This is a genomic window from Acinetobacter sp. S-1 (assembly GCF_059579785.1).
The window spans coordinates 1,577,195-1,603,877 of the sequence record NZ_CM184207.1 but is presented as its reverse complement, the minus strand read 5'-3'; the positions used below and the strand labels follow the sequence as shown (position 1 = coordinate 1,603,877).

At 39.3% G+C, this 26,683-nt stretch carries 25 protein-coding genes and 1 pseudogene; 9 read left to right on the top strand and 17 right to left on the bottom strand.

Annotated elements, in window-relative coordinates; genetic code table 11:
* Positions 1 to 133 precede the first annotated feature (133 nt).
* Entirely contained in the window at positions 134 to 427 is a 294-nt protein-coding gene (locus AC52J8_RS07615) for a hypothetical protein (protein WP_208753282.1), read from the top strand.
* Positions 428 to 587: 160 nt separating this feature from the next.
* Here the strand turns inward: AC52J8_RS07615 and AC52J8_RS07610 are convergent, their stop codons facing one another.
* The 3 genes from AC52J8_RS07610 to galE all read right to left on the bottom strand — a co-directional run bounded on the left by AC52J8_RS07610 (position 588) and on the right by galE (position 3,905).
* On the bottom strand, positions 588 to 1,034 hold the full coding sequence (locus tag AC52J8_RS07610) for a DUF6097 family protein (RefSeq protein WP_075383891.1): 447 nt from the start codon (positions 1,032 to 1,034) through the stop codon (positions 588 to 590).
* Positions 1,035 to 1,391: 357 nt separating this feature from the next.
* Entirely contained in the window at positions 1,392 to 2,786 is a 1,395-nt protein-coding gene (gene fumC / locus AC52J8_RS07605) for a class II fumarate hydratase (RefSeq protein ID WP_086399492.1), read from the bottom strand.
* 111 nt (positions 2,787 to 2,897) lie between these two features.
* Positions 2,898 to 3,905 carry a UDP-glucose 4-epimerase GalE gene (gene galE, locus AC52J8_RS07600; protein WP_014207002.1) on the bottom strand — a complete coding sequence of 336 codons (1,008 nt, stop codon included), beginning with the start codon at positions 3,903 to 3,905 and terminating at the stop codon, positions 2,898 to 2,900.
* A gap of 65 nt (positions 3,906 to 3,970) precedes the next feature.
* Here galE and tusD point away from each other — a divergent pair, with 65 nt between their 5' ends.
* Genes tusD through AC52J8_RS07580 form a run of 4 tightly spaced genes read left to right on the top strand, consistent with a single transcriptional unit; the run spans position 3,971 to position 5,366 of the window.
* Entirely contained in the window at positions 3,971 to 4,339 is a 369-nt protein-coding gene (tusD, locus tag AC52J8_RS07595) for a sulfurtransferase complex subunit TusD (RefSeq protein ID WP_002115623.1), read from the top strand.
* Between the two features lie 44 nt (positions 4,340 to 4,383).
* A complete protein-coding gene (locus AC52J8_RS07590) occupies positions 4,384 to 4,734 on the top strand; it encodes a hypothetical protein (RefSeq protein ID WP_086399493.1) in 351 nt (116 codons plus the stop codon).
* 17 nt (positions 4,735 to 4,751) lie between these two features.
* Entirely contained in the window at positions 4,752 to 5,036 is a 285-nt protein-coding gene (locus tag AC52J8_RS07585) for a hypothetical protein (protein WP_005068868.1), read from the top strand.
* 18 nt (positions 5,037 to 5,054) lie between these two features.
* Complete coding sequence (locus AC52J8_RS07580; protein WP_002115694.1) at positions 5,055 to 5,366, top strand: TusE/DsrC/DsvC family sulfur relay protein; 312 nt, start codon at positions 5,055 to 5,057, stop codon at positions 5,364 to 5,366.
* A 2-nt stretch (positions 5,367 to 5,368) separates the two neighbouring features.
* Here the strand turns inward: AC52J8_RS07580 and AC52J8_RS07575 are convergent, their stop codons facing one another.
* Positions 5,369 to 6,232, bottom strand: coding sequence for a DMT family transporter (locus tag AC52J8_RS07575; RefSeq protein WP_197738990.1), 864 nt, complete (start codon positions 6,230 to 6,232; stop codon positions 5,369 to 5,371).
* A 123-nt stretch (positions 6,233 to 6,355) separates the two neighbouring features.
* On the opposite strand from AC52J8_RS07575, the gene AC52J8_RS07570 reads away from it, so the two are divergent.
* Positions 6,356 to 7,747, top strand: coding sequence for an aminotransferase-like domain-containing protein (locus tag AC52J8_RS07570; RefSeq protein WP_086399495.1), 1,392 nt, complete (start codon positions 6,356 to 6,358; stop codon positions 7,745 to 7,747).
* Between the two features lie 16 nt (positions 7,748 to 7,763).
* Here the strand turns inward: AC52J8_RS07570 and AC52J8_RS07565 are convergent, their stop codons facing one another.
* The 12 genes from AC52J8_RS07565 to AC52J8_RS07510 all read right to left on the bottom strand — a co-directional run bounded on the left by AC52J8_RS07565 (position 7,764) and on the right by AC52J8_RS07510 (position 23,042).
* Positions 7,764 to 8,246 (bottom strand): winged helix-turn-helix transcriptional regulator, encoded by a 483-nt coding sequence (locus AC52J8_RS07565; protein ID WP_078224175.1) that lies wholly within the window; start codon positions 8,244 to 8,246, stop codon positions 7,764 to 7,766.
* A 218-nt stretch (positions 8,247 to 8,464) separates the two neighbouring features.
* Complete coding sequence (locus AC52J8_RS07560) at positions 8,465 to 9,700, bottom strand: molybdopterin molybdotransferase MoeA (RefSeq protein ID WP_086399496.1); 1,236 nt, start codon at positions 9,698 to 9,700, stop codon at positions 8,465 to 8,467.
* The gene (gene moaCB / locus AC52J8_RS07555) at positions 9,700 to 10,623 is read right to left on the bottom strand and encodes a bifunctional molybdenum cofactor biosynthesis protein MoaC/MoaB (protein ID WP_000799987.1); all 924 of its coding nucleotides are present in this window, start codon (positions 10,621 to 10,623) and stop codon (positions 9,700 to 9,702) included. Before moaCB ends, AC52J8_RS07560 begins: the two co-directional genes overlap by 1 nt.
* A gap of 23 nt (positions 10,624 to 10,646) precedes the next feature.
* The gene (locus AC52J8_RS07550) at positions 10,647 to 11,132 is read right to left on the bottom strand and encodes a molybdenum cofactor biosynthesis protein MoaE (RefSeq protein ID WP_086399497.1); all 486 of its coding nucleotides are present in this window, start codon (positions 11,130 to 11,132) and stop codon (positions 10,647 to 10,649) included.
* A 3-nt stretch (positions 11,133 to 11,135) separates the two neighbouring features.
* Positions 11,136 to 11,390, bottom strand: a complete 255-nt coding sequence (locus tag AC52J8_RS07545) for a MoaD/ThiS family protein (RefSeq protein ID WP_086399498.1) — start codon at positions 11,388 to 11,390, stop codon at positions 11,136 to 11,138.
* Entirely contained in the window at positions 11,391 to 12,431 is a 1,041-nt protein-coding gene (gene moaA, locus AC52J8_RS07540; RefSeq protein ID WP_086399499.1) for a GTP 3',8-cyclase MoaA, read from the bottom strand.
* A gap of 229 nt (positions 12,432 to 12,660) precedes the next feature.
* Positions 12,661 to 14,934, bottom strand: a complete 2,274-nt coding sequence (locus AC52J8_RS07535; protein WP_086399500.1) for a molybdopterin-dependent oxidoreductase — start codon at positions 14,932 to 14,934, stop codon at positions 12,661 to 12,663.
* A 148-nt stretch (positions 14,935 to 15,082) separates the two neighbouring features.
* Positions 15,083 to 15,712 (bottom strand): molybdenum cofactor guanylyltransferase, encoded by a 630-nt coding sequence (gene mobA / locus AC52J8_RS07530; RefSeq protein WP_017385978.1) that lies wholly within the window; start codon positions 15,710 to 15,712, stop codon positions 15,083 to 15,085.
* Positions 15,709 to 18,489 carry a nitrate reductase gene (locus AC52J8_RS07525; protein WP_086399501.1) on the bottom strand — a complete coding sequence of 927 codons (2,781 nt, stop codon included), beginning with the start codon at positions 18,487 to 18,489 and terminating at the stop codon, positions 15,709 to 15,711. The genes mobA and AC52J8_RS07525 overlap by 4 nt, the downstream gene beginning before the upstream one ends.
* Before the next feature lie 18 nt (positions 18,490 to 18,507).
* Positions 18,508 to 20,130 (bottom strand): nitrite reductase small subunit NirD, encoded by a 1,623-nt coding sequence (gene nirD / locus AC52J8_RS07520; protein WP_032062800.1) that lies wholly within the window; start codon positions 20,128 to 20,130, stop codon positions 18,508 to 18,510.
* Between the two features lie 12 nt (positions 20,131 to 20,142).
* A complete protein-coding gene (nirB, locus tag AC52J8_RS07515; protein ID WP_086399502.1) occupies positions 20,143 to 22,689 on the bottom strand; it encodes a nitrite reductase large subunit NirB in 2,547 nt (848 codons plus the stop codon).
* An 11-nt stretch (positions 22,690 to 22,700) separates the two neighbouring features.
* Positions 22,701 to 23,042 carry a hypothetical protein gene (locus AC52J8_RS07510; RefSeq protein WP_068563115.1) on the bottom strand — a complete coding sequence of 114 codons (342 nt, stop codon included), beginning with the start codon at positions 23,040 to 23,042 and terminating at the stop codon, positions 22,701 to 22,703.
* Positions 23,043 to 23,426: 384 nt separating this feature from the next.
* On the opposite strand from AC52J8_RS07510, the gene AC52J8_RS07505 reads away from it, so the two are divergent.
* A complete protein-coding gene (locus tag AC52J8_RS07505; protein ID WP_002115726.1) occupies positions 23,427 to 24,017 on the top strand; it encodes an ANTAR domain-containing response regulator in 591 nt (196 codons plus the stop codon).
* Positions 24,018 to 25,040, top strand: coding sequence for an ABC transporter substrate-binding protein (locus AC52J8_RS07500; RefSeq protein WP_086399503.1), 1,023 nt, complete (start codon positions 24,018 to 24,020; stop codon positions 25,038 to 25,040).
* 5 nt (positions 25,041 to 25,045) lie between these two features.
* Here AC52J8_RS07500 and AC52J8_RS07495 read toward each other — a convergent pair.
* Positions 25,046 to 25,161, bottom strand: a pseudogene (locus AC52J8_RS07495) (hypothetical protein).
* 507 nt (positions 25,162 to 25,668) lie between these two features.
* Here AC52J8_RS07495 and sbnA point away from each other — a divergent pair.
* Positions 25,669 to 26,673 carry a 2,3-diaminopropionate biosynthesis protein SbnA gene (gene sbnA / locus AC52J8_RS07490; RefSeq protein WP_086399504.1) on the top strand — a complete coding sequence of 335 codons (1,005 nt, stop codon included), beginning with the start codon at positions 25,669 to 25,671 and terminating at the stop codon, positions 26,671 to 26,673.
* The last annotated feature ends 10 nt before the right edge of the window (positions 26,674 to 26,683 follow it).

The following is a 26,683-nucleotide window of genomic DNA, read 5'->3' as shown; positions in this document are numbered from 1 at the left end:
TTTATGCTAATAAAAAATCTATAATTAGAATATTGAAGTAAAAAATAAAATCACTATATAAATTAAACGGAAATAACGGTGGAAGCACGCCAGACTAAAACATTCCCTTTTTATGCTTGAGAAGGAGGTACATATGAAAGTTAGAGCATCACGTACGTATTCCGCTTCAGCAAATAATTATTTTATTTCTAAGGAATATGATTGTACTGTTATACCTGTAAAAGGAATGTGTTTTGTAGACTCTGGTTTAACTGAAAGTGGAGTGATTGAACCAGTAGAGATTATTGAAGTGACTATAGAACCAGAATCTAACTCGTATCATGTTCTTTTAGCACGCGATATACATGAGTACGAAAAAGAAGAGCTAAAAAAGAAGTTTGAAGCTATGAAATCTCATGGTTGGGAATACATAGACGGCTTACTTTGATATTTTCAAATTTTAAGATACAAGCTAAATCCCCCCAAAAGAGCCCTCCTTTGAGGGCTTTTATATAAATATTAGCGCGTACACTTTTATTAATGATTTATCTGTACAAACAGATAACCGAGTGCACAGCATATTGTATGCTTAAAGATTTTAAATATATTTAGCTAAGAAGTTTATTCACATTCTTTTCAATTAATTTTTTGCTGTGGTTATTAAGTATATAAAAGTATCCAATCAATCCAAAGAATATGACTGCATAAATTATGACAATCCATATATATTTAAATATGTTATCGAATAACATATGATTTATGACATCTACATCAATATTGATACCAAAGTTATGTACATATCGACTTAAGAATAATGCAATACAATAAATCAATATTGGAACCGCAAGAACTCCTGTCCATATATTAATTTTATTTTTCTTAACTTCTAGTTTTTCAAAATCATCTTCTCCAAAATATTTTTCAACTTCAATAACTTGCTTATTCAAATCATCTTTTAATGATATAGGTAATCTGTTGTCTTTAATATGATATTGAATGTTTTTCAAGATTTCTGCACTTTCTAGTGCTTCACCTAAAATTGTTAAATTTCCCATAGAAAAACCAGAATATAATCAGTAAAACTATGGATTTTAAGGTAAATTTTGTGATTAAAAGCACTTTTTAACACAAAAGTAATAAATTGAGCTGAATTACAAAACATTCAAAAGAAATACGAGAAGCCGAAAATGTTCCAAAGATTACTAAACATAGCTTCCTCTCACTATATTTCTCAATTTTTTAAACACTATGAGAACGACTGAACTTTTATCCTGAACCATAAGATTATCAAAAGCCAAGTTTTCATAGGACTTAAGTATTCGAATTATTAAAATAAAAAGGCACTTTCGAAATAGCTCCAAAGTGCCTTTCTATTGATTGAGATTCTAAAAATATCTTTATTTTTAGATAGATTACTTACTATTTGGTGAAACCATCTTTTCAGGTTTAACTACTTCGTCAAATTGTTCCGCTGTAACCAAACCAAGCTCAACAGCGACCTGCTTCAACGTTTTATTTTCTTTATAAGCAGTCTTTGCAACTTTTGCAGAATTTTCATAGCCGATTACTGGATTTAAAGCTGTAACTAGCATCAGAGAATTATGCAAGAAGTGATCAATCTTATCGCGATTAGGCTCAATTCCCACCGCGCAGTGATCATTAAAGCTATTACATGCATCACCAAGTAACTGAATAGATTGCAATAAGTTATAAGTAATCACTGGCATAAAGACGTTTAATTCGAAGTTACCTGAAGCACCTGCTACGTTAATGGTCGTATCATTTCCAAGCACTTGCGCAACAACCATGGTCATTGCTTCACTTTGTGTTGGGTTTACTTTCCCAGGCATAATGCTTGAACCAGGCTCATTTTCTGGAATACGGATTTCACCAAAACCACAACGAGGTCCACTTGCCAGCCAACGAATATCATTCGCGATTTTGTTTAAGCTTACAGCCAAAGTTTTTAATGCACCTGATGCAAAAACAGCGGCGTCCCGTCCTGCTAGTGCTTCAAATTTATTAGGTGCGGTTACAAAAGGTAAACCTGTGAGTAATGCAAGCTGAGCTGCTGCTTTTACTGCATAGTCAGGATGTGCATTTAATCCTGTACCTACCGCTGTGCCACCTAATGGCAACTCATATAAACCACTCAAAGCTTGTTGTAGTCGAACCAATCCATGCTCAAGCTGTGATACATAGCCACTAAATTCTTGACCTAAGGTTAATGGAGTAGCATCTTGCAAATGGGTACGGCCAATTTTGACAATATCCTGAAACTCATCTGACTTTCTTTGCAAAGTCGCTTTAAGTTGCTCTAGAGCAGGGATGAGTAATTCGTTAATTTGTAAACTTGCTGCCACGTGAATGGCGGTTGGAAATGAGTCGTTTGTTGATTGAGCACGATTGACATGATCGTTTGGATGTACTGGCTTTTGAGTACCTAACGCCTGACCTAACTTTTGGTTTGCAATATTGGCAATCACTTCATTACAGTTCATGTTACTTTGCGTACCAGAACCTGTCTGCCAAACGACTAAAGGAAACTGTGAATCCCATTTACCATCAATTACTTCTTGAGCCGCGTCCACAATATATTGACTCAAATCTTGTGGTAATTGCTCAAGTTCAGCGTTAGTTATTGCAGCAGCCTTTTTTACCAAACCCATTGCTCGAATCATGGCACGGGGTAATCGTTCTTGCCCGATTTTAAAGTTCTGTAAGCTGCGTTGAGTCTGTGCTCCCCACAATGCTTCATTTGGAACTTCAATCTCACCCATAGTGTCATGTTCAATTCGTGTTTGCATAGAAACCTCGGTTATCTCAATAAAGAACTCACGGGCTGAAGCAAGTGTTTGCTCTGGCTAGTTAATTTTGAATATCGTACTCAAGCATACCAGCATTGTAAATAAGAATCATTATCTTCCATTTAAAGTATTTTGATAGAAGCGCCATTCATCTTCGATCATTTGTTTTAATGGGCGCTTCGGTGTCCATTGCAATAAGGTTTTTGCTTTCTCAATATTAGCACCAACTTGATCTAACTCGACATGTTTATAAATTGCTGATTGTGTAGGAACTTCAGCTTTAGTAACTTGTGAAATTTCATCGAGTAATTGACGAATTGAATGAACTTGGTCATGTGCAATATTAAATGCTTCACAACAATGCGTTTGTTCACGCAGCCAATGTAAGCTCGCAATGACGGCTTCACATAAATCTAAAACATGTAAAAAACTACGTTCAGTCGTATGATCTGACGTTTCAGCTTGATCTTGTAATTCAATTAAATCACGCTGCATTGCTGCGACTTGCATCGCAAGCGGAACAATATTTTTAGGAAGCTGAGCGACATACTCTCCGAGTACCCCATGTTCAAATGCACCCACAATATTAGACAATCGTAGAATCGCAATTTTCCACTCATGGTCAATTTTATAAGTATCACGGATAATTTCTTCAATCATCTGTTGAGACTTAATGTAGGGATTAGGATAAGCATAATTAAATTCTTCTGTTTCACTCAATTGCAAGCCAGATTTCCCATAAGCTGCAAGGCTAGACAGATGAATAAAGTGACGAACACCCGTACGTTGCATGGCACGAAGCAAGCTCATGATACAACTAACATTATCATTATAATATTCAAGAGGTTTAAGGTTAGATTCTTCAATTGATTTGAATCCAGCAGTATGAATAACTGCATCAATTGAATATTGCTCAAACACCTTATTCAGCGCTGGTGTATTGCGTACATCAAGTTTGACAAATGGAACGTACATACCAGAAATAAACTCTAGCCGTTCCAAAGTTTGCAAGGTTGAATTAGCCAAATTATCGACGATTACCACCTCTTGCCCTTGAGCCATTAGACTCAACGCAATGTGTGAACCGATAAAGCCTAAACCACCTGTCACTAAAATCATTGTATACTTACCTTTCTCTTAATGTATCTACGCCCATTTAGACGTATGACCATAGTGAATTCTCAATGAGTACATTACTACTAATTACCTCTGCTCCTACTTCCATTCATGCTTGGCATGCGTTAGGACTTGCTCAGGCACTCAAAAGTAAAAATGAAGACTTCCGTGTATTCTTTTACCAAGATGGCGTGCAGGTTGCTAATGATTTTCAATGGGTTCCTGACGACCAGCGTAATTTAACGCATGAATGGCAAAAGCTTGCGATTCGTCTTCCTGTTTGTGTGAGTGCTGCCCTCGCTCGTGGTATTACAGATGCAGAAAATGCCAGTCGTCATCACCTTACTCATCACAACCTTGCCAAAGACTTTGAACTTGTCGGGTTAGGTGAACTTGCTGATGCAGTACAGTCAGCATCTCGTCTTATTCAATTTTAAGTTACTTTGTTTGCTTAGATTGTTGCTTTTAAAAGGTATATTGTGTGAAATCTGTACTCGTCATTTTAAGCCAAGCCAATTTAACCAGTCTTCAAATCAATGAAAGCCTTTCTGCTACTATGGTTTTAGCAACCTTTGGCTCACCAGTCAAAGTATTATTGAAAGATGCAGCTCTTAGTCTTTTGCAAAATGATTTAAGCTTTAATCAGTTTCGTCAGGCTTTCAAAGTGGCCTCAAATATGGTCGAAAGTTTTGAGTTCTATGACTTGAGCCCTATTCTGATTGAATGTAAAAATCAGCAGCATCCTCTTGTACAAAAAACCGAACAAGAAATTGAATTCGTTCAGTTGAATGCTGAGTTTATTCAATCTTTTGATCATGTTCTATATTGGTAGATTAAGGTGTAAGTTTAATGAATCCGTCAACACTTTATCTTGTGCAATCTTCTTACCATTCTACGCCGAAAATTATTGATGAATTACGCAATCTTTTTCAGGTAGGTGACCAAATTGTTTTTATGGGTGATGCAACTGCACACCTTTCTGCTGAAATGATTCAACCATTTGAATCTGTTTCATGTTTAAGCATCGAAAAAGATTTAATCGATACGGATACTTTAGCTCAGGTGAAGGTATTAGATTATGATCAATTTGCTGATCTGGTTTTAACGTTTAATCGCTGTATTTCTCTTAAATAATATATTTAGGCTGGTTTCATGAATTTAGAATTAGACCAAGATGGTCATTTGGTTGATTACACAATCTGGAATCCTGAAGTTGCGCAAGAACTTGCCAAATCGCTTGATCTTGAACTCACCGATTGGCATTTTGAAGTTTTAGCGGCTGTACGTCAGTTTTATCAGCAGTTTGGACACTCTCCAGCAACTCGTCCTCTCATTAAATTTTTAATGAAAACGGTCAGTCCAGAGATTAATAATGCGGTTTTACAGCAACAATTTAATACTGGTTTAGTGGCGCGTCATTTAAGTCGTTTAGCTGGAATCCCTAAACCAGCAAATTGTTTATAAAATTAAGTAAATTTTTTAGCAGCAGCGACGCATAAAATCGTTGCTGCTGTAACCACCAACATTGACCAACTTACTTGTTCGTGTAACAAGACCGCAGCAATACCTAATCCCATTAAAGGTTGTAAAAGTTGTAGTTGACTAATCGCAGCAATTCCTCCTTGCGCAAGCCCTTTGTACCAAAAGAAGAAACCAATCAGCATACTAAATAAAGACACATAAATAAGACCTACTAAAGCTGATGTAGATATGTTCTGAAATGAAGCTGGCATATAGAAAATAGTCAGAAATAGCATAAAAGGTAGTGAAAAAATAAGCGCCCAACAAATGACCTGCCATCCACCAATTTTTTTTGAAAGTACACCGCCTTCTGCATAGCCAAAGCCACAAAAAATGATCGCCATCAACATATAAAAGTCCCCTATCCCAAGTGAGGTATCACCAGAAATCAAAAACATATAAGCGAAGACAACCGCACTCCCTAAGACTGCAAATATCCAGAAAAATTGATTAGGTTTTTCGCCACCTCTCAACACAGCAAATATTGCCGTTGCAAGCGGCAAAAGACTAACAAATACAATTGAATGGGCTGCATTCATGTATTGGAGGGCAAGCGCTGTAAATAGAGGAAAACCTATCACCACGCCTAAAGAGACGATGGCAAGAGGCCACCAATCTTGCTTGGCTGGTTTCTTTTGTTTTAAAACCAAAATAAGAATAAGACCTAAAATACCTGCAATTGCCGCACGTGCCGCAGTTAGAAAACCCGGTTCGAACCCCATTACGGCTACGCGTGTTGCTGGTAGTGATCCCGCAAAAATAGCCACGCCAATAAAACCATTCACCCAGCCATTCATAAACCTATTCATAATTTTCTCCGTCACTATACGAAGAATTTAAGCTGTGCTAAGGTGAATAAACCAGATACAAAGCAGTACAATTCAAAAGAACTGTAATGCATTAATAACCAGTACAGTTCGGATTGTAAGCCAGTGAAACAGAACAAAACCAAAATTGAAATTGTCATTTCAGAGATTGAGCAACAAATAAAAAATCGGTCTTTAATGCCTGGAGCACGCTTACCATCTGTACGCAAATTAGCGAATGATCTTGGCTTTTCGGTTTCAACCGTCGTAGAAGCCTATGAAAGATTAATTGCTCTAGGCAAAATCGAATCAAGAACTGGGTCTGGTTTTTATATTGTTGGTCCGCTTGCCCCTCTTTCTTTAAGCGAATTAGGTCCCAAATTAGATCGCTCAGTCGATCCATTATGGATTTCACGCCAATCTTTGGAGGCGAAAGCAGATGTTTTTAAACCAGGCTGCGGTTGGTTACCCGATGACTGGATGCCATTAGACAGTATCCGTAAAGCATTAAGGTCGGCCGCAAGAAGCCCAGATGATTGTTTGATGGGTTATTCAACGCCATTAGGATTACCAGCTCTACGTGATTTACTGGCAAGACGCGCTCAAGCAAAAGGTATCAATGCAAATCTTAATCAGGTACTTTTAACAGACTCAGGAACACAAGCGATTGATTTGGTTTGCCGATTTTTACTAAAGCCTGATGATGTCGTTCTCATTGATGATCCTTGTTATTTTAACTTTCATGCATTACTTAAGGTTCACCAAGTCAATGTTATTGGTGTTCCCTACACACCAACAGGTCCTGACTTAGAGGCATTTAAAGAAGCAATTGAAACTTATAATCCACGTCTTTATATCACCAACTCAGGAATTCATAATCCAACTGGCGCAGTACTTTCTCTTTCTACGGCGCATCAATTATTAAAACTTATTGAACAATCAAATTTGATTGTTGTTGAGGATGATATTTTCTCAGACTTTGAATATAGCCCTGCTCCTCGGCTTGCTGCTTTGGATAATCTTTCTCGTGTAATCTTTATTGGAAGTTTTTCTAAAACGTTATCAGCATCTATTCGTTGTGGCTATATTATTGCTAAACCAGAATGGATTGATCAGCTCACCGACCTGAAAATTGCCACAAGCTTTTCTCACAATGGTGTATCAGCTGAAGTTTTATTAAGTGCTTTAACAGATGGTTCTTATCGTAAACATATAGAATTATTAAAGGTCCGTTTAGCAAAAGCAATGCACGATACCATTACTCAGTTAGAACCTTTGGGTATAAAACCATGGATTAAGCCTCAAGCGGGAATTTTTGTTTGGTGTCATTTGCCAAAGGGAATTGAAGCTTCAGAAATTGCAAAATATTGTATTAATCATCAGGTTATTCTTGCACCAGGAAACGCGTTTAGCCAAGCTTCCAATGCTGGTCAATTCATACGCTTTAATGTAACACAGTCAAATCATGACCACATTTATAAGACTCTAGCTGATGCGATTCAACAAGAGTCTTCGTAATTTATAGAGAGGAAAATTAAGCTTGTTTCTGTTTTTGCTGCATATATGCAAAATAACCCGGCCCAGCTGAAACCTGAACTTGTTTTGCATGTAAAGGTTCACGGCAAACCGAACATACCATGACTGGTTCAAATTTATGACCACAAGTTTTATGACGATATTCTAAAGGTTTGCCTAAACCTTGATCCATCCATTTATCTGCCCAATTCGCCATAGACAAAATAATTGGATAAAGTTCAAAACCTTTATCAGTCAATTTATATTCAAAGCGTTCCTGACGATCAAAATAAGGAACTTTGACTAAAATTTCATATTCAACCAAACGCTTTAAACGATCCGAAAGGACATGACGAGTGACACCTAATGACTTTTGAAAATCGTCAAAACGGCGTATTCCCATAAAAGCATTACGTAATATTAGCATCGTCCATCGATCGCCAATCACTGATAGCATACGAGCAACCGAACAAGGTTGATCACCGATGTCGTCCCATTTCATCTTTATGCGTTCCTCGATATTTCCTAGCCTAATGGCCCTATTGTTTTATACCCTAAACCACTTAGCACGATTTATGCAAGATTCATTATTAAAATAACTTCTTATCAAGCTTATGAACGAATTTCCATTATAAAAAATTAAAAAGTTATTATTTAAAATTGCTTAATAAATATAACTCACTCAGTTATATAGTGAGTTATATTTATCATTACTTGTTATTAATTTGAAATAAATACGCCCTTCAATATATAACCCGCTTCCAATTTTGCACTTGCCGGAATTCGGACCAGACAATTGGCTTGCATTAAATTACTCAGCATGTGCGATTGCTGTTTTGCCAAACTTTTAACTTTAAGTTGTCCCTTGTCAAAATAGGCATGCATTCTTAGAAAACGCTCGCGTGCATCTTCTTTTAAATCGTGATCTAAAATTGCACTAAACCACACTGGCCCAGCTTGGTTTCCCTGCAAAGTGTCGAGCAATGCTTTACCGTAAACCTGCATAGACACATAGACCGCAGCAGGATTACCGGGCAACCCCAGTAAATAACAGTGGTGATCTGATTCTGGATGAAAATATTCACCAAAAAAGAGTGGCTTACCTGGCTTTTGTTTTACTTTCCAAAAGATCTGTTCAAAACCAACTTCAAAAGCACATGGCCGAACAAAGTCATAATCACCTACAGAGACTCCACCTGTGGTTATGATGACATCATGGGTATCTTTTAATTGGTCGAAATATTGTGTGACCTGTGCTGCCTCATCTGCCACATGAATGAGTTCAATATCTAAACCATAATCTTCAAACCAAGCTTTTAGTAATGGGCCATTTGCATCAAAGATTTTACCTTCAGCTAGATCTTCTGCTTTTTCGGCAACTTCATCACCCGTGATCAAAACAGCTACTTTCGGCGCACGGTAAACGTCAACCGTTTGTACACCCGCCATACTTAAGGCAGCCAAACTTCCAATATTCAAAAATTGTCCAACTTGCGCAAGTAACTGCCCTTGCTGGATTTCTTCGCCAGTAAAACGAATATCAGCTTGAGGGCGAATATGTTCAGTTAACGAAATTTCTTGAGGCGAAACAACCGATACGATTTCTTGCCTCGCTACATGCGTTGTCCCTTCAGGAATTTTGCCGCCCGTAAATATACGAATTGCTTGACCTTCACTCAAAATGTCATGACTTTCGCTTCCAGCACGAATCTCACCAGTAATCTGAAACTTTTGATTATTTAAATCTTCGGCATGACAACAAAGTGCATAGCCATCCACAGCACTTTGAGAAAAGCTTGGTAGGTTAATTTCTGAATAAATTTCTTTAGCAAGACACCTACTTAGGCTATTTTGAAGAGGTTGCTGAATTGAACCTAATTTTTTAGGTCGGTTACTAATCAGCTCAATTGCTTCATCTACGCTAATCAATCCATGTTCTGCACCACAACCAGTCATTACTCATAGCCTCCCGGATGTGGTAGATCACGGCAAACATCAAAAATATGGACTAAGGCAGGTAAAATAGCAGCCATTGATTCGCTTGCTCCACCACGGCTTCCCGGTAAAGTCACCACTAAAGAACGATCAATAAATCCAGCTACTCCACGCGACATTGCAGCGTATGGCGTGCGTTTTTGTCCAAATGAACGAGCAGCTTCCATTAAGCCATCTAGCTTTCGTTCTAAAAGTGGTTCTAGCGTATCAACCGTAATGTCACGCTTACCAATTCCTGTTCCACCAACCGTCATAATGCAAGCATATGATTTGCTCAACTCAAGCACTAAGTTTTTTAAAGTATCCGCTTCATCTGGCAAAATTTGGTAATGAATTGGATCGAATCCTGCCTCTGTTAAAGTTTCAACCACAGATTTTCCGGCAGTATCGGGCTTTCTACCCGCTGCTACGGTGTCTGACAACACAATAACCGCAGCCGAAACAGGCTGACGAAGAACTCGCTTAAAGTGTGATTTACCGCCTTTTTTCTTAAGCAATTTACATTGGTCCATCCAGAGTTCTTCTGGTTCACAATGTGGTTTTAACATATCGTAAATGGTTAAACCTGCGAGACTGGCAGCCGTTAAGGCCTCCATCTCTACGCCAGTTGGACCAATGGTTTCAACTACGGCAACGATCTTTACAAAATCATGTTCTAGTTCATATTCAACATCTGCCCGGTAAATCGGCAGTGGATGACACAAAGGAATCAGCTCATCAGTACGTTTTGCTGCCAAAATTCCTGCAACACGTGCAGTTTTTAATGCATCACCTTTTTCCGTATTCCCTTGTCTTAATAATTCAATACAGTGCGGTGGTGCATATAAAATAGCTTGTGCTTCAGCAACACGATAACTTTCCGGCTTCATTCCTACGTTTTTCATTATTTATCCTAGTCTTGCTTATTTCAGTGTGAGTGTTCATGGCCGGCATGATGGTGATGCTTGTGTTCGTGCGGTGCATCCTTACGAATACAGCAGCCCTCTACATAATGACTCGTGCCATCTGTAAAGAACTCTTCTTTAAAAACAGGCACTTCATGTTTTACCCGCTCAACCGCTTCTTCGCATGCTTGAAAAGCTTCACGGCGGTGGGCTGCATAAGCAATTGCAATAATGGCTGTTTCACCCACATCTAGATATCCAATCCGATGAACCACTCGCACATAAGATAGCTGATACTTTTTCTCAATTTCCAGTTCAATTTCACGTATCATTTTTTCAGAAAGCGGTTTATATGAGGTATATTTCAAAGCCTTAACCGCTTTACCTTCATGGTGATTACGAACTGTACCCATAAAAATATCAATTCCACCGCATTCAGGAAATAATTCAATAGGATCAAAAATATCTAGGCTTAAAACCTGCTCTTGAATACGTGCAAAATCTCGCATGACTCATCCTCCTGCAACTGGTGATAATAAAACCAAAGTACACGGTTCACTTAAGGCAGATTGTCTTGTTATGACATTATCGCCAATAGCGCATGCACATTTTTCCATGGCCTGTGTGCATTCCGGATGTAAAGTCACAATTTGATCTAAGATATCTTTCACTAAAATATTGGTAGGACAAACGATCGAAAGATTTTGGGGAAGCAATTTTTCAATTGCACCGAATGATTCGATTTTAATTTGGATAGATTGCTGCATTTATCCCCCAAGCATATGCATGCTGATTTTACGGGCTTGTTGATGTTGTAAGGCATGAAAACCTTTAGCTTTATGCCAGATATATGGATGGACCAAATTCTTTAAATTTTGGATATACATATCGTATTCTGGTGTACGTTGTTTACTTACCAGCGTTTGAAGCTGTGACTTAATATTTAAACCCTGCAGCGCAAAGAGACAGTTATAAAGTTCACCTTGTGCCGTTAGTCGTATACGGTCACATTGATGGCAAAATGAGTGAGTAATGGTAGAAATGATGCCTAGCGCGTAGCTATTGTTAAGTAAATATTGGCGTGCTGGCTCATGTTGCTGCTCAATCACTTGTACTGAATAATGTGGTTGCAACGCCTTTAAAATTTCGGCTTCACTCACCACATCTTTATTTGACCAAAGTGCATCACCATCAAGTGGCATGAATTCAATAAAACGTAGCGGAATATGATTGGCGATAGACCATTTCACCATAGGTAGGATTTGATCGTCATTTTTATTTTTCATTAACACGCAGTTAATTTTAAAAGGTAACCCTGCATCTTTTGCAGCTTGAATACCCTCAAGAACTGGTTCTAACTTTTTCTTAGTGAGCTCTTTAAATTGAATCGGATCTAGGCTATCTAAACTAATATTTAAATCATCTAGACCAACATCTTTTAATTGCTGAGCGTATTTTGCAAGATAATGTCCATTAGTGGTCATTGAAATACGCTTTAAACCTAATGCTTTTAAAGCTTGTAAATCGCGAATGAAATGAACAATACCTTGACGCATTAATGGTTCACCACCCGTAATACGGATGCTTTCAATACCTTGTTGCACCATAAAACTGCAAAACTGAAAGAGCGCCTCAAAACTAAGCAAATCTTGTTTATTTAGCCATTCAGGATGTTCAGGCATGCAATACACACACTTAAAATTACAGCGATCAGTTACTGAAATACGTAACTTTCGCTTGATACGCCCATATTGATCTTGCAAAAGCATTGGCGCAGTTTCAGAGTGATATTGTTTCATTATTTGCACTCATATCGAGAACAGTTCAAATATTGCAAGCACTCATTAAGAGCAATTAAACTTTTAAAATTGCGCCTTAGTAGTGCTTTGATCTTTATTGCAAAATTTGTTCCAATTCTATTTATCATCCATAACTTTTTGGGTTGTATTTGAAATTTCGGCCGTACCGTTTTAGCTCAAACTTTAAAGCTTTACAAAATCAGTGCGGCGTCAACCTTTTATATACCCTACTTTATTTCTAGCACTTTTCTAAACGGATGGGTACATATTTATGGTACGGTGTTTTAGATAAAGGGTCACAATGCTCACCAGAAATGAGCATGTTTAATTGTGGTCCAATTGGTTCCCCACCTTGAAAGCGCATGCCATAACCATGTGGAAGCGAAACAACTCCTTTTCGCATTCCCTCATCAAAATCTACAGTAACCTGAATTTCTCCATGTTGTGAGATACATTTAATTTGATCACCCATAGCTACATTTAAGGCCTCTGCATCTTCAGGATGAATTCGTAAAGCTCCTTCAGCATCTACTTTTCGCCAAGCTGGATCACGGTAAATTTGATTGGCGTTATAGCTACGTCGCTCACCTGATAAAAGTATGAATGGAAATTCTTCAACATTAACCTGATGATTTTTTAAATTTGCCAGCTCAGCTAACATCTCTGGAATAGCAAGACGTATTTTCTTATCTTTATAAGCAACCAGTTTCCAGATTTCGTCATATTCATGTTGCGATAACACTACGCCTGAACGTTGCTTTAAAATTTGTTCAAATAAACGAACACCTAAAGTTAAAGGGTTACCTTTGTAACCTGCACGGCGCACTGCTTTGGTGTGTAAGACAGCATATTGAATCGATAGTGGCAATAAAAAAGCAACTGAACCAGCTGATTTTTCTAAGTGTTTACCTAAAGTGCGATAGAGAATTGAGGCTGCAAAAGGAATGTATTTTTTATTTCGTGCAAAAGTAAGCCCCAATGCCGATAGGTAAGGTAAATAGGCTGTTTTTTTCGAGTCGACTGAAGCTATTTTTTCTAAAATTGGAAAGCGTTTTGGAATCACCTGCATAGCTTCAAGTAATCGTGTATAAATTTCTGCCTCTGGCAAAGTATTCGTTTGAGCGGCCAATACAGGATGCCTGAGGTGAAAACCATTTTTAGGAAACTCAAGATTAAAGCCAGTAAATTCCCATTTTTCAAACTGGGTATGCGCTGGCAAAATGTAGTCCGCAAGCCTAGCGGTTTCCGTCATGGCAACATCCACCACAACCAACAAATCTAATGCTTTAAATGCTTCCTCATAAGCTGGTGTATCAGGATAAGTTAATAACGGGTTACAACTATCTACAAACACAGCACGAATTCGCTTTTCCCCTGCTTTTAAAATTTCATCGGGTAAAATATTAGGCGGGAAGAACCCAGAAATGGGGAACATTTTATGGTAAACACTACGTCGATATTTAGGCTTTCTTTCATCTGTATCGCTTAAGATTGGAATAAACATAGTATGCAGATTATTGGCACCTTGCTTTCCAAAGTTTCCAGTCAGTAAGTACAGTAGTTTTTCTAAATATCCGTTTAATGTAGTATTTAAAGTATGTTGAATGCCTAAATCAATACGTATACAGCCTTTTTTCGCCTTGGCAAAATCTCGAACGACTTGGTAAATCAAATCGACTGGAACATCAGCTTTAGCAATATAGTCTTCAATTGGAACTCGACTAAATGCTGTTTTTACGTCTTCAAAACCGTGCGTATGCTGCTCAATAAATGCTTCGTCATAAAGCTTTTCTTTAATAATGATCGCAATCATGGCTGACATTAAAAAAGCATCTGTCCCTGGTTTTAATTGCACATGGATATCTGCTTGTTTGGCTGTTTCGGTAACACGCGGGTCAAACACCACCATAGTTCGGTTCGGATCTTTCTTAATATGTTTTAGCGTGTCTCGGGCGTTGGGAATGCCATGGGCCTGAAAAGGATTTGTTCCAATGAAAAGTACATAGTCGGCATGTTCAACATCTTCTGTGGTATGGCAAGCCTGACTACCGAACAAACGACCATTCAGCCAGAAATCACCCGTTTTTTCTTGGGCAAGTGAGTTGTATGCATAATAACTTTTCATGGCCAGCAAAAGTTGTCGACCATACGCTGCACCTAAATGATTGCCTTGTCCACCGCCCCCAACCGAAGCAAAAGCAGTCCCACCAAAATCATCTCTAATCTGCACTAATCGATCAGCAATTTCTTGTATGGCTACGTCCCAGCTCACTTCTTGAAATGATCCATCAGGTTGACGTTTTAAAGGTGTGGTCAAACGGTCTGCGTGTTGCTGGTAATGCTGTAATCTGGCAGCTTTTTGGCAAATGTAACCTTGAGAAAAAGGATGTTCGGGATCACCTTTAATTTTGACAAACTGGTTATCTTTAATTTCGACACTTAAACCGCAGTTTCTAGAACATAAGATACATGCGGTCACATCTGTTTTACTTTGCTGAGCTGCGTCCATCATTTTTCTGGCTCCGTTTATTTTTATACATCTAGCTAGAATTAAAATAACAAGTTCCAAAATAGAACTTATATATTAGATAGTCAAGAACGCATCATTTTAAATTTGTTTATAACATCACTTTAGTTTGTAAATTGATAGAATCTAATGTTTAACTCGCGGTAAATATCTCTTTAAAAGCATTGATTTGTTTATATTGTTGGAGCTCATCCAAAGAGTTAATGCTATGAAAAAATAAATTTTGTTTTTGAAATACGGCGACTTGTGCATGTAAAAGCTTAAAGCACTCTTTTAAACTTAATCGTTGTTTATCAATTTGCGCTGTTATCGTAAGCAGGCTTTCACGCTTTAATAAGCAAAATGGGTATAAAGCATCCCCATTAATTGAAACATAGGCTGCCTGAGCTTGTTTATTTTTGCGTAGTGCGCTGTGTAATTTCGCAACGACTTGCGTAGGTATATACGTCACATCACAGGGAATACACAAAACATAATCTGCTTTTACATGTGACCATGCGCTTTTCATGCCCATAAGTGGGCCGAAAAAACCAGAAGCATCATCTTGAAAACACTTAATATCAGGCACAATACTTTGATAAATCGAATAATCACGATGACTATTTACCCAAATTTCAGATACAGATGACTTTAGTTTTTGATGAATTTTGAGTAGTTGCGTATCGCCATCAAATTGTTGCAATAGCTTATTTAAACCATTCATACGGCGGGCTTGTCCACCCGCCAAAATGACCAGATCAGTTACGGGATATCCCTTATTCACACTTCCACCTCTTGTTGGCAAGCTTTAATCAAGCCACGAATCTCAGGTAAACATGAACCACAGTTCCCACCTGCTTTTAAACATGCAGTAACCTGTTTTTCATGGGTAATGTTTTGTGTTTTTATCACGTCGATAATTTTATTCTTACCTACTTTAAAACAACTACACACTAAGGGCCCATCATTATTAGTAGCCGACATTGGCATACCCGCTAGTAAAGCTTTTCGGTGCAAGGCGCTCAAACGTTCTCGTTTAAACAGACTCGCTACCCAATCACGGTCTGGCAATAAATCTGGCGGTGCAATATATAGACTTGCAATTACAATGCCATCTTTCAAAATAACGCTATGGCTCAGTTGTGAAGAGATATCTTCTATGCTTAACCATTCAAAGGTTTCATCGGCAAATGGTAAAAAGCTTTTCAGATTCTTTTGAGTATCGTGAAAAGTTTGGCGGTCTGCAAGTTCATAACGGTTGGTTTTAACCATTTTGACCTTGGTCCACCACGCACAGTGATGTAGCGATTCTTGAATATGCGAATCGTATCCTTCACGAATATAGAGCACGCCCTGCCAAGTGGTATAGAACGGCTGAATGATTACAGGCGTATGTTTGAACTCAGGTTCACCTGAAATTGCATCAACTTCTGGATTAACGACTTTACCAATGCGGGCGTCGGATGCAACCTGTTCAGTCCAGTGAATCGGTGCAAAAATTTGACCACGACGTACACCCGATGAGAAGGTCACACGTAGTACACAACTGCCCCATTTCGAGCGAACTTCGAGCAAACCTTGGTCACGTACACCAAACTTCAATGCATCACTCGGATGAATTTCACAGAATGGTTCAGCACGGTGACTGGTTAAATTTGGTGACAAACCAGTACGAGTCATGGTGTGCCATTGATCACGAATACGACCTGTGTTCAAAATGAGCGGATAATCTTCTGAAACTGCATGTACTGGATCAATGGCAACCGTCGGAATCAATTTTGCCTTGGCATTTTTATGACTAAACTGGCCCTTGCCAAACAGTTGTTGAACGGCTTTAACATCTTGGTTTTTATCCCATACTGGCCATTGCACTGGTTGCAGAGCATCGTACTCAGCATTACTTAGGTTCATTAAACCTTTCAAGTTGAAATAACGAAAGTTATTACTCTCTTCTCGCACATCCATGTCTGCATTGTCTTGTGCAGATAACGCCGCATGCTCATTAAAGATCTCACTTGCACTCGTATAGTCAAAACCTTTAAAGCCCAATTTCTTCGCAACTTGACTCACCGACCACCAGTCTGCTTTTGCTTCACCCGGCGCAGGCAAGAACGCACGTTGACGTGAAATACGGCGCTCAGAGTTAGTAACGGTTCCATCTTTTTCGCCCCAACCTAAAGCTGGAAGCAAAATATCAGCATAAGCCGTCGTATCGGTATCGGCACAGATATCTGACACAACGACCAATTCGCATTTCTCTAATGCACGTTTCACCTGATCGGCATCTGGCAAACTCACCACTGGATTAGTTGCCATAATCCAGATGGCTTTAATTTTTCCAGCTTCAACAGCACGGAACAAATCAACTGCTTTTAAGCCAGCTTGAGTTGCAATGAATGGGCTGTCCCAAAAAGTTTGCACTACTTTTTGATGTAAAGGGTTATCTAAGTCCATGTGTGCAGCGAGCATATTGGCTAAGCCACCCACTTCTCGGCCACCCATCGCATTGGGCTGACCTGTCATCGAAAATGGTGCCGCACCCGGTTTACCAATTTTGCCTGTTAGTAAATGACAATTAATAATACTGTTGGCCTTATTTACACCCTGACTTGATTGATTCACACCCATTGAAAATAGCGTGATTACTTTTTCAGTCTGTGCAAATTTTTCAAAAAACTGCTGTAATTTATCGAGTGCAATACCTGTACGCTTTGCCACATATTCAATATCGGCTTCTGGCTGACTACTTGCCAAAACTTCTTGCAAACCTTCGGTATAAGCATCAACAAAAGCCTGATCGGCATGACCATTTTGATATAGATATTGGAATAGACCGTTGAACAATGCGACATCTTGGCCAGGTAAAATCGGTAAATGTAAATCCGCTTGTTCACAGGTACTGGTAAAACGTGGGTCAATTACCACCACAAACATATCTGGATTTTGGCTTTTAGCCTGCATAATCCGCTGATACAGCACAGGATGGCACCATGCGGTATTGGAACCAACCAAAACCACCATATCTGCATGTTCAAAATCTTCATAACTTGCAGGCACAATATCTTCACCGAAACTCCGTTTGTGACCTGCCACCGCAGATGACATGCAAAGGCGTGAGTTGGTATCAATATTTGCAGTACCCAAATAGCCTTTTACAAACTTATTCACCACATAATAGTCTTCAGTCAAAAGCTGACCTGAAACATAAAATGCAATGCTGTCACGACCATATTGATCGATACAAGATTGGAATTTATCGGCAATTTTATTAATGGCGGCATCCCATGTCGTTACCACCCGATCAGCTTTGCGCCCCATCATTGGTTGTAAAACACGTGTTTCTAACCCCAAAGTATCCGCAAGACGGCTACCTTTAATACATAAGCGTCCAAAGTTGGAAGGATGCTCGGCATCCCCCTCAACTTGCACCACAGGTCCTTGAGGTTTTTGTTGGACGTTTACGCTAACACCACAGCCCACCCCACAATATGGACATGTTGTTTTAGTGATTTTTGCAACATGGTCGGAGCTATCGATTTCAACGTTTGGAATACTATTCATAACTGCTCCTTTGCCTATTTAGCCTGCATTTTTTAATGCAAAATCTCGACCAAATAGCAGTTTATTTCTAAATGAAGAAACAGGTGTTTGGTCTGCAATTAACTCTGCATACCACATGCCATCTTCAGTATCACCGAACAGTACTGCACCGATTACCCGATCGCTTTGAATGATAATACGCTTATAAATCTGGCGTTTTTCATCGTTCAGTATAATGTCTTCATAATCATCTTTCGGCTCAAAATTGCCCGCAGAGAATACATCGACACCACTGACTTTTAACTGAGTCGGCACAGTGGGTGCTTTAAAAGTTAAGCTGCCGTGTTCAGCCAGATGGGTCGCGCAAATAAAAGCTTGCCCCCACAGTGGTTCAACCAAACCGAAAGTTTGACCACGGTGTTCAATACACTCACCCACCGCATAAATACTTGGGTCAAATGTTTGCATGGTGTCATTCACCAATACACCACGATTACAACGTAAACCAGCACTTTGTGCCAAAGCAATATTTGGACGAATGCCCACAGCAAATACCACAAGGTCAGCATCTAAGACCGTGCCATCTTTCAAACGGATTTGTTTGACATGACCATTTTCATCACCAATTAACGCCTCTGTATTGGCTTCGGTAATAATATGAATGCCTTTTTGCTCAATGCTATGACGAAGTAATTGACTCGCACGTCCATCAAGTTGACGTTCCATAATACGGTCCATCAAATGCAATACTGTGACATTCATACCGCGTTGTTTTAAACCATACGCCGCTTCTAAACCGAGTAAACCGCCACCAATCACCACTGCATTGGTTTTTGAATCGCAGTATTCAATCATGGTGTTGACGTCATAAATATCGCGGAAAGTTAACACGCCCTTTAAGTCAACACCTTGAACTGGTGGAATAAATGGTGCCGAGCCTGTTGCCAGAATTAAACGATCATAATCAACTGTCCGACCTTTTTCGGTGTAAACCACTTTACGTGGGCGATCAATTTTTACGGCTTTATCACCGGCAATAAATTTAATGCCTTTATCGTCATACCACTTTGGTGGATGCAACATAATGTCTTCAATGGTTTTTTCACCCGATAAAACCGGAGACAACATAATACGGTTATAGTTCCCCCATGGTTCTTCACCAATCACCGTAACTTCATAACGATCTGGCGCCATATCAAGTAAATCTTCCAGACAACGCATCCCTGCCAAACCATTCCCGATCAGCACCAGTTTAAGTTTGTCTTGTGATACACCTGTATTGGTAATATAAGTTTTTTGCGGCACCGCGTTGACCCAGACACGGCCATCAACAATTTTGCTCGGATAAACTGCCAATTTTTGGTCTTTATCTTCTAAACAACGGCCCGTTGCCAAACTAAAATGTTGTTTATAGATTGGCGATGCAACGACGCGTTCGCCTTGTAAATCTCCAATAATGCCGCGGCTCATCACATTCGCTTGGCTAAACGGATCTTTATTACTCAGCACGTAAACACGTTTTTCATGTCCTACACGGAAGATTGCTACAGCTTGGCCCCCCACTAGTGCACCCGCACCAGTATTTGGGGTTAAATCATCGAGTGCACAAACGTCAATCCATTGATCATCAGGAAGCATATTTTTGTCTTGTACAATATTCATATAATTTCTCCTTTATGCTTCAACCATTGGAATGCGGTCTTCTGAACGTTCAGCTTCGGTTAATGGACGGATTTGACCACGTTCAGTTGTAAATTGAATGTGTGGATCGGCCTGTTCATTTGCTCCTGCATTGATATACGTTTGGAAGCGTTTACGAACTTCAGGATTTTCCACCGCAGTACGCCATTCGTCTTGATATGTGCCAATGATGTGTTCCATACGGCGTTCAAGCTCGGCAGCCAAACCAAGTGAATCATCCACAACTACAGATTTAAGGTAATCTAGGCCACCTTCCATGTTGTCGCGCCATACACTGGTACGTTGTAAACGGTCTGCTGTTTGGATGTAGAACATATAGAAACGGTCGATGTAACGGATGAGCGTTGCTTTATCAAGGTCAGATGCAAGTAATTCAGCATGACGTGGTTTCATACCACCGTTACCACAGACATAAAGGTTCCAACCTTTTTCGGTCGCGATAATACCAACGTCTTTACCTTGCGCTTCTGCACACTCACGAGTACAGCCAGACACTGCCATTTTTAATTTATGTGGTGAACGTAAACCTTTGTAGCGGTTTTCAAGCTCAATCGCTAAACCAACTGAGTTGTCTACCCCGTAACGGCACCATGTGCTACCTACACAAGATTTCACGGTACGCAATGATTTACCGTAAGCATGACCAGACTCGAAACCAGCAGCATTTAACTCTTCCCAAATGAATGGAAGTTCATGAACTTGAGCACCAAACATGTCAACGCGTTGACCGCCAGTAATTTTGGTGTACAGGTTATATTTCTTTGCAATTTGACCAATCGCGATTAAACCATCTGGAGTCACCTCACCACCTGCCATACGCGGTACAACCGAGTAAGAACCGTCTTTTTGGATGTTACCCAAATAGTAGTCATTACTGTCTTGTAAGCCTGCATGACTTGGCTCAAGTACGAAATCGTTCCAGCAAGATGCCAGAATATTTGCGGCAGCAGGTTTACAGATATCGCACCCTAGACCATGACCATGTTGATGAATCAAATCATCGAATGTCTTAATTTCATTGACACGAACCAAGTGATACAACTCTTGACGCGAGTACGGGAAGTGTTCGCAAATGTGGTTATTTACAGTCACACCTTGACGTTGCAACTCTGACTTCAACACTTGTGTCACTAATGGGGCACAGCCACCACATGCTGTTGCTGCTTTGGTGCATTTCTTTAATGCACCTAAAGAGGTCGAACCATCGCTAATTGCTTGGCAGATGTCTGCTTTTGATACGTTGTTACATGAACAAATGGTCGCGCTGTCTGGAAGTAAATCTACACCGCTACCACCAGACTTACCTGCTGATTGTTCAAAGCCAGGCATAATCAAGCTTTCAGGAACTTCAGGTAAAGCCAGACCGTTTAACATCATTTGTAAAAGGTCGTTGTACTCTTTCGCATCGCCCACCAAAACCGCACCCAGCAATTTGGTTTTATCTGCATTTACAACTATCTTTTTATAAACCAGTGCATGCTCATCTGCATAGAAATAGCTTAATGCACCCGGAGTCATGGCATGCGCATCACCTACAGAAGCAACGTCTACACCCATCAACTTTAACTTGGTACTCATGTCTGCACCGGCGAAGCAATTACACTCTTCATCTAAAATGTGTTTTGCTGCAATACGCGCCATGTCATAGCCCGGTGCAACCAAACCATAAATTTTATTTTGCCAAAGCGCACATTCACCAATGGCATAAATATTGTTATCTGAAGTTTGGCAATAATCATTAATGACGATACCGCCACGCTCACCAATCGCCAGACCACTGTTACGCGCAAGTTCATCACGTGGACGGATCCCCGCAGAGAATAAAATGACATCTGCTTCAAGCTCGCTACCATCTGCAAATTTCATTACATGAGTTGTGCTGTCACCGCATTCAATAGATTGAGTCGCTTTTTGTGTATGAACTTTTACACCAAGGTCTTCGATTTTACGGCGTAAAACTTTACCGCCTAGATCATCAATTTGAACTGCCATTAAACGTGGCGCAAACTCAACAACGTGTGTTTCTAGATCTAAATCACGTAAAGCTTTTGCGGCTTCAAGTCCAAGTAAACCACCACCAATCACTACACCTGTTTTTGCATTAAGACTCGCTGCACGAATCGCGTCTAAGTCTTCAATCGTACGGTAAACAAAGCAGTTTTCACGATCATTACCCGGAATTGGTGGAACGAATGCATACGAACCAGTTGCCAACACCAATTTGTCATAGCTGATGACATCACCATGATTAGTGGTGACTGTTTGTGCAACTGTATCAATTGCATTTGCTTTGGTATTTAGACGTAAGTCAATGCCATGAGCATCGGCAAAATCAAAACGTGCTAAAGATAAATCTTTTGCTGATTTCCCAGAGAAATATTCTGTCAAATGTACACGGTCATACGCGATACGAGGTTCTTCCGCGAGAATCGTGATTTCCAGTTCATCATCTGCTTTTTCTAAAATGGCTTCGATGAATTTGTGGCCCACCATACCATGACCAATCATTACCAATTTCATAGTGTTTCTCCTCAAATCACGTTGCTTTTAAGCTGCGTTATTGTGTTCTCAAATAGACATTGTTTTTTTGCCTTGTGTTCTACCGAGAAGCAAATCAATCTCACAAAGCATGTAGCTGCTTGGAATCCATTTTTCCCACTCGTTAATGACACCCAATGCACAGCAAAGTCATAAAAAGAAATAAAAAAAGCGAGCCCCCTCATAGAGAAGGCTCGCATCGCTGGAACTGAAAAATTAGATAATTCAGATGTAACTTTTTTATGCAATAAAAATAAAGACATGGCCTTCACTCCGACTGAACGTAAATTCTTTGTGTGCACAGTTGCACTCACAAATTCGATCAGAACGGACATCGTTGGCCGTCTTTAAAACTTATGGTCGTCTTCGACCTGTAATTAAGTAAGCATTTTGCATGCCAATCCTTATATAAATTTAATTTAAAAATTTTTTATTTTTAATTTCATATAGATATAATTTCGCCAGCTATCTTATAAAAATAATGTCTTATTCTATTTGCCCCATCGCGGTACACTTAAATGGTTAAGATAAAAATATGTCTTGCCACAAAATGAATCGTATTTTTGCACCAAGACTGACCACATTAATTCTTTAGCTCGCTGAAATGCCACTTAAACTGGATTTTTTGTTTAGTTTTGGATGGCACTAATCTTGCTTAAAACCTGATAACAAAAAACGCGTCGAATTGGCGCATTTTCTTAGCCTGATTTTCTGAACTTATGCCAAAACTCAAAATAGCCCTTATTGATGATGATCATGCGCGAGCAGACTATATAAGAAAAAGTCTGCTTGAAAATGATTTTGAAGTGGTCGCTTGCCTTACTTTGGACCATTTAAACATTTTTCGTCTCGAGCATTTACAAGCCGATGTGATCTTGCTCGATATGGATCATCCTCATCGTGACATTATTGAAAGTTGTGTGAGTAGCTATGACCTACCGACTGTCCTGTTCACTAAAAATTCAGATAAAGACACCATCAAACAAGCCATTGATGCGGGAGTAACGGCTTATATCGTAGATGGCATAGACCCTGCCCGTTTACATACCATTTTAGAAATCTCGATTGAGCAATATAAAAAGCACAAAAAACTCGAAGGTGATTTAAAAGAGGCTCAAACCAAACTGGCTGACCGTAAAGATGTTGAAAAGGCCAAAGTGTTACTCATGCAACTCCACGGGCTGCCTGAAGATACAGCTTTCCAACTTCTTAGAAAAAATGCCATGAGTCACCGTATAACGATTGGAGAAATGGCACGGCGGTTACTTGATGCCCAAAAATTACTCAACAATCAACTAAAGGATGAATAAATGAGCACATTAGAAAAGACTCAATTACAACTCGGCTATATTCCTTTGCTTGATTGTCTTGCATTGCTTTGGGCAAAACAAAGAGGCTTCTTTGAGGAAGTCGGTTTAGATGTCACTTTAGTTAAAGAAGCATCTTGGGCAAGTCTTCGAGACCGTCTTGCTTTTGGTCTATTAGATGCAGCGCATTGCTTATCTGCAATGTTACCTGCGGCGGCTGTCGGCACAGATCAAATTGGCACGCCACTGCAAACATCACTGGTTTTAAGTGAAAACCGTGCTTTCATTAGCTTAAGTCAAAAACTTACTCATCAACTTGCAATTCAAAAAAATGATACGGCCCAAGTAACAGCGCAAAAAGTGGCAAGCTATCTTGAACAAGGTCACTCCATTTCTTTAGCGCATGTATTTAAGCATTCTATTCACCATTATTGTTTAAGAGAGTGGCTCGCTTTAGCAAACCCTGAACTTGCTCAATCTATCCAGCTCAAAACATTACCGCCACCTTATATGGTTGAAGCATTAGACAAACATGTGATTGATGGTTTTTGTGTAGGAGAACCTTGGAATACTCAAGGCGAGCTTCTGGGTTTAAGTAAAATGATTTGCTCAAGTCAAAACATTATTCCTCGTGTGGCTGATAAGGTTTTAGCCGTAACTCAAGAATGGGCTGAACAGCATCCACAAACACTAGTTGCACTCACCACGGCAATTATGAAAGCCCAACAAGAATTGAGTGAGTTAGACGATTTTGCTCCAATTTTAAAATTATTAGTCGAGTTTGGAATTGTGCGCTTCCATTGTTCAGAAGAAGTACATGTCGACAAATACTATATGATTCAGGATATTGTTCGTCATTTAGTAAAAGAAAGTGCACTTCCAAAAGTAGAAGACTTTTATTGGCTGCTCGAGCAAATGCAAAAATGGGATGAACTTCAACTCGACCAAGCACAAATCACAAGCTTGGGTGCTCAATGCATTAATCTTGAGGCTTATGAACAAGCTAAACATCGCTATCGTTCATAACTTTTCTACTCATCAAATCGCCATAAAAAAAGCTGTCTTTTATGACAAAGACAGCTTGAAAGACCCATAAGACAAAATGCGAAACACGCATTCCTATATTTTCTAGGCTCAACTGATCCATTGAAAATATAGCGCTTATGGAAATGATCATATCTATCTAAGCGTATCATTTTCAGACATTTTCATATCAATAACTGCCACTTGATCAATTTCAGTTCATTATTCAAAGCATCTTAAGTCAGTCTTTAAATACTTATCTTTTCTTTAAGCCTTAAATCTACCCATGCTCACTACAGAATAGTGATGCACCAATTAGGTGGGTGAGGTCATAAATTTCATTTTATTTCTTCAAAATAATTTCTCGCATCTGTCTTAATTAAATTAATTTTTTTAGCTCTAAAGTAATTTATTGCCTATGTCATTATATTTAAAAAGATTTATTTATTAATTTTTTTGTAAAACTTAAATATTACGATTCAAATAATTAGATAAAAATAATTAGTGAAAAATCCTCTAAGTCCCTCCTGTTTTGAGTTACAAACCGCAACAATCATGGCACAAATGGTAATAATAATTAAATTAATAATCATTATCATTCACACCACATAAAAACCTGAGAAGATCTACCATGATCCATGAAAATATTCTCGACTGCATAGGTAAAACGCCACTACTACAATTATCAAGGCTATTCACGCATCAATCGATCTCAGTGATTGCGAAAATGGAATTGTTAAACCCAGGAGGAAGTATTAAAGACCGTCCGGCATTATTCATGCTACAGGAAGGCCTGAAATCTGGAGTGATTAATAAAGATAGTCATATTGTTGAAAGTTCATCAGGGAACTTAGCGATTGCGCTTGCAATGGCTTGCAAAATATATGGATTAAAATTTACTGCCGTTATTGACCCGAAAATTGCCTCAGCAAACTTACAAATGTTGAAGCTCTACAAGGCCAATATCGAAATGGTCTCTGAAAAAGATCAAAACGGCGGTTATTTAAAAACCAGAATTGACACTGTAAAACGACTCTGCCAACAGCTTCCAAATGCTGTTTGGATTAATCAGTATGCAAACCCAAATAACTGGAAAAGCCATTATTTTGGAGAAGCAGAAGAAATCCTAAATCAAATTGATCGCAAGATTGATTACCTCGTGATTGGGGCAAGTACCTCTGGCACGATTATGGGCGTGTCTCGTCGCCTTAAAGAAAGATTTCCAGAATTAAAAGTGATCGCAGTCGATATCGTCGGCTCTGTGTTGTTCGGTGGCACATCTGGTCCACGCGAAATTCCTGGGATTGGTGCAAGTACAGTCCCACCGCTACTCTCCCCCGATGAAATTGATGATGTCATTTATGTAGATGACTATGAATCGGCACTCGGTTGCAGAGAACTTCTTGAACACGAAGGAATCTTTGCAGGCGGTTCAAGTGGCTCATCAATTTCAGCCATCAAAAAACTGATTCCAACCATTCCTGATGGATCGTGCGTTTTAACGTTGCTGCCCGATCGCGGCGATCGTTATCTCGATCTTGTTTATGAAGATGACTGGTTCGAAATGATCAAGAAGCGTCATTTCAATCGAAACTTACGACGCCAAGAAAACCTTACTTTACAAAATGTTGTTTAACCTTCTCCTT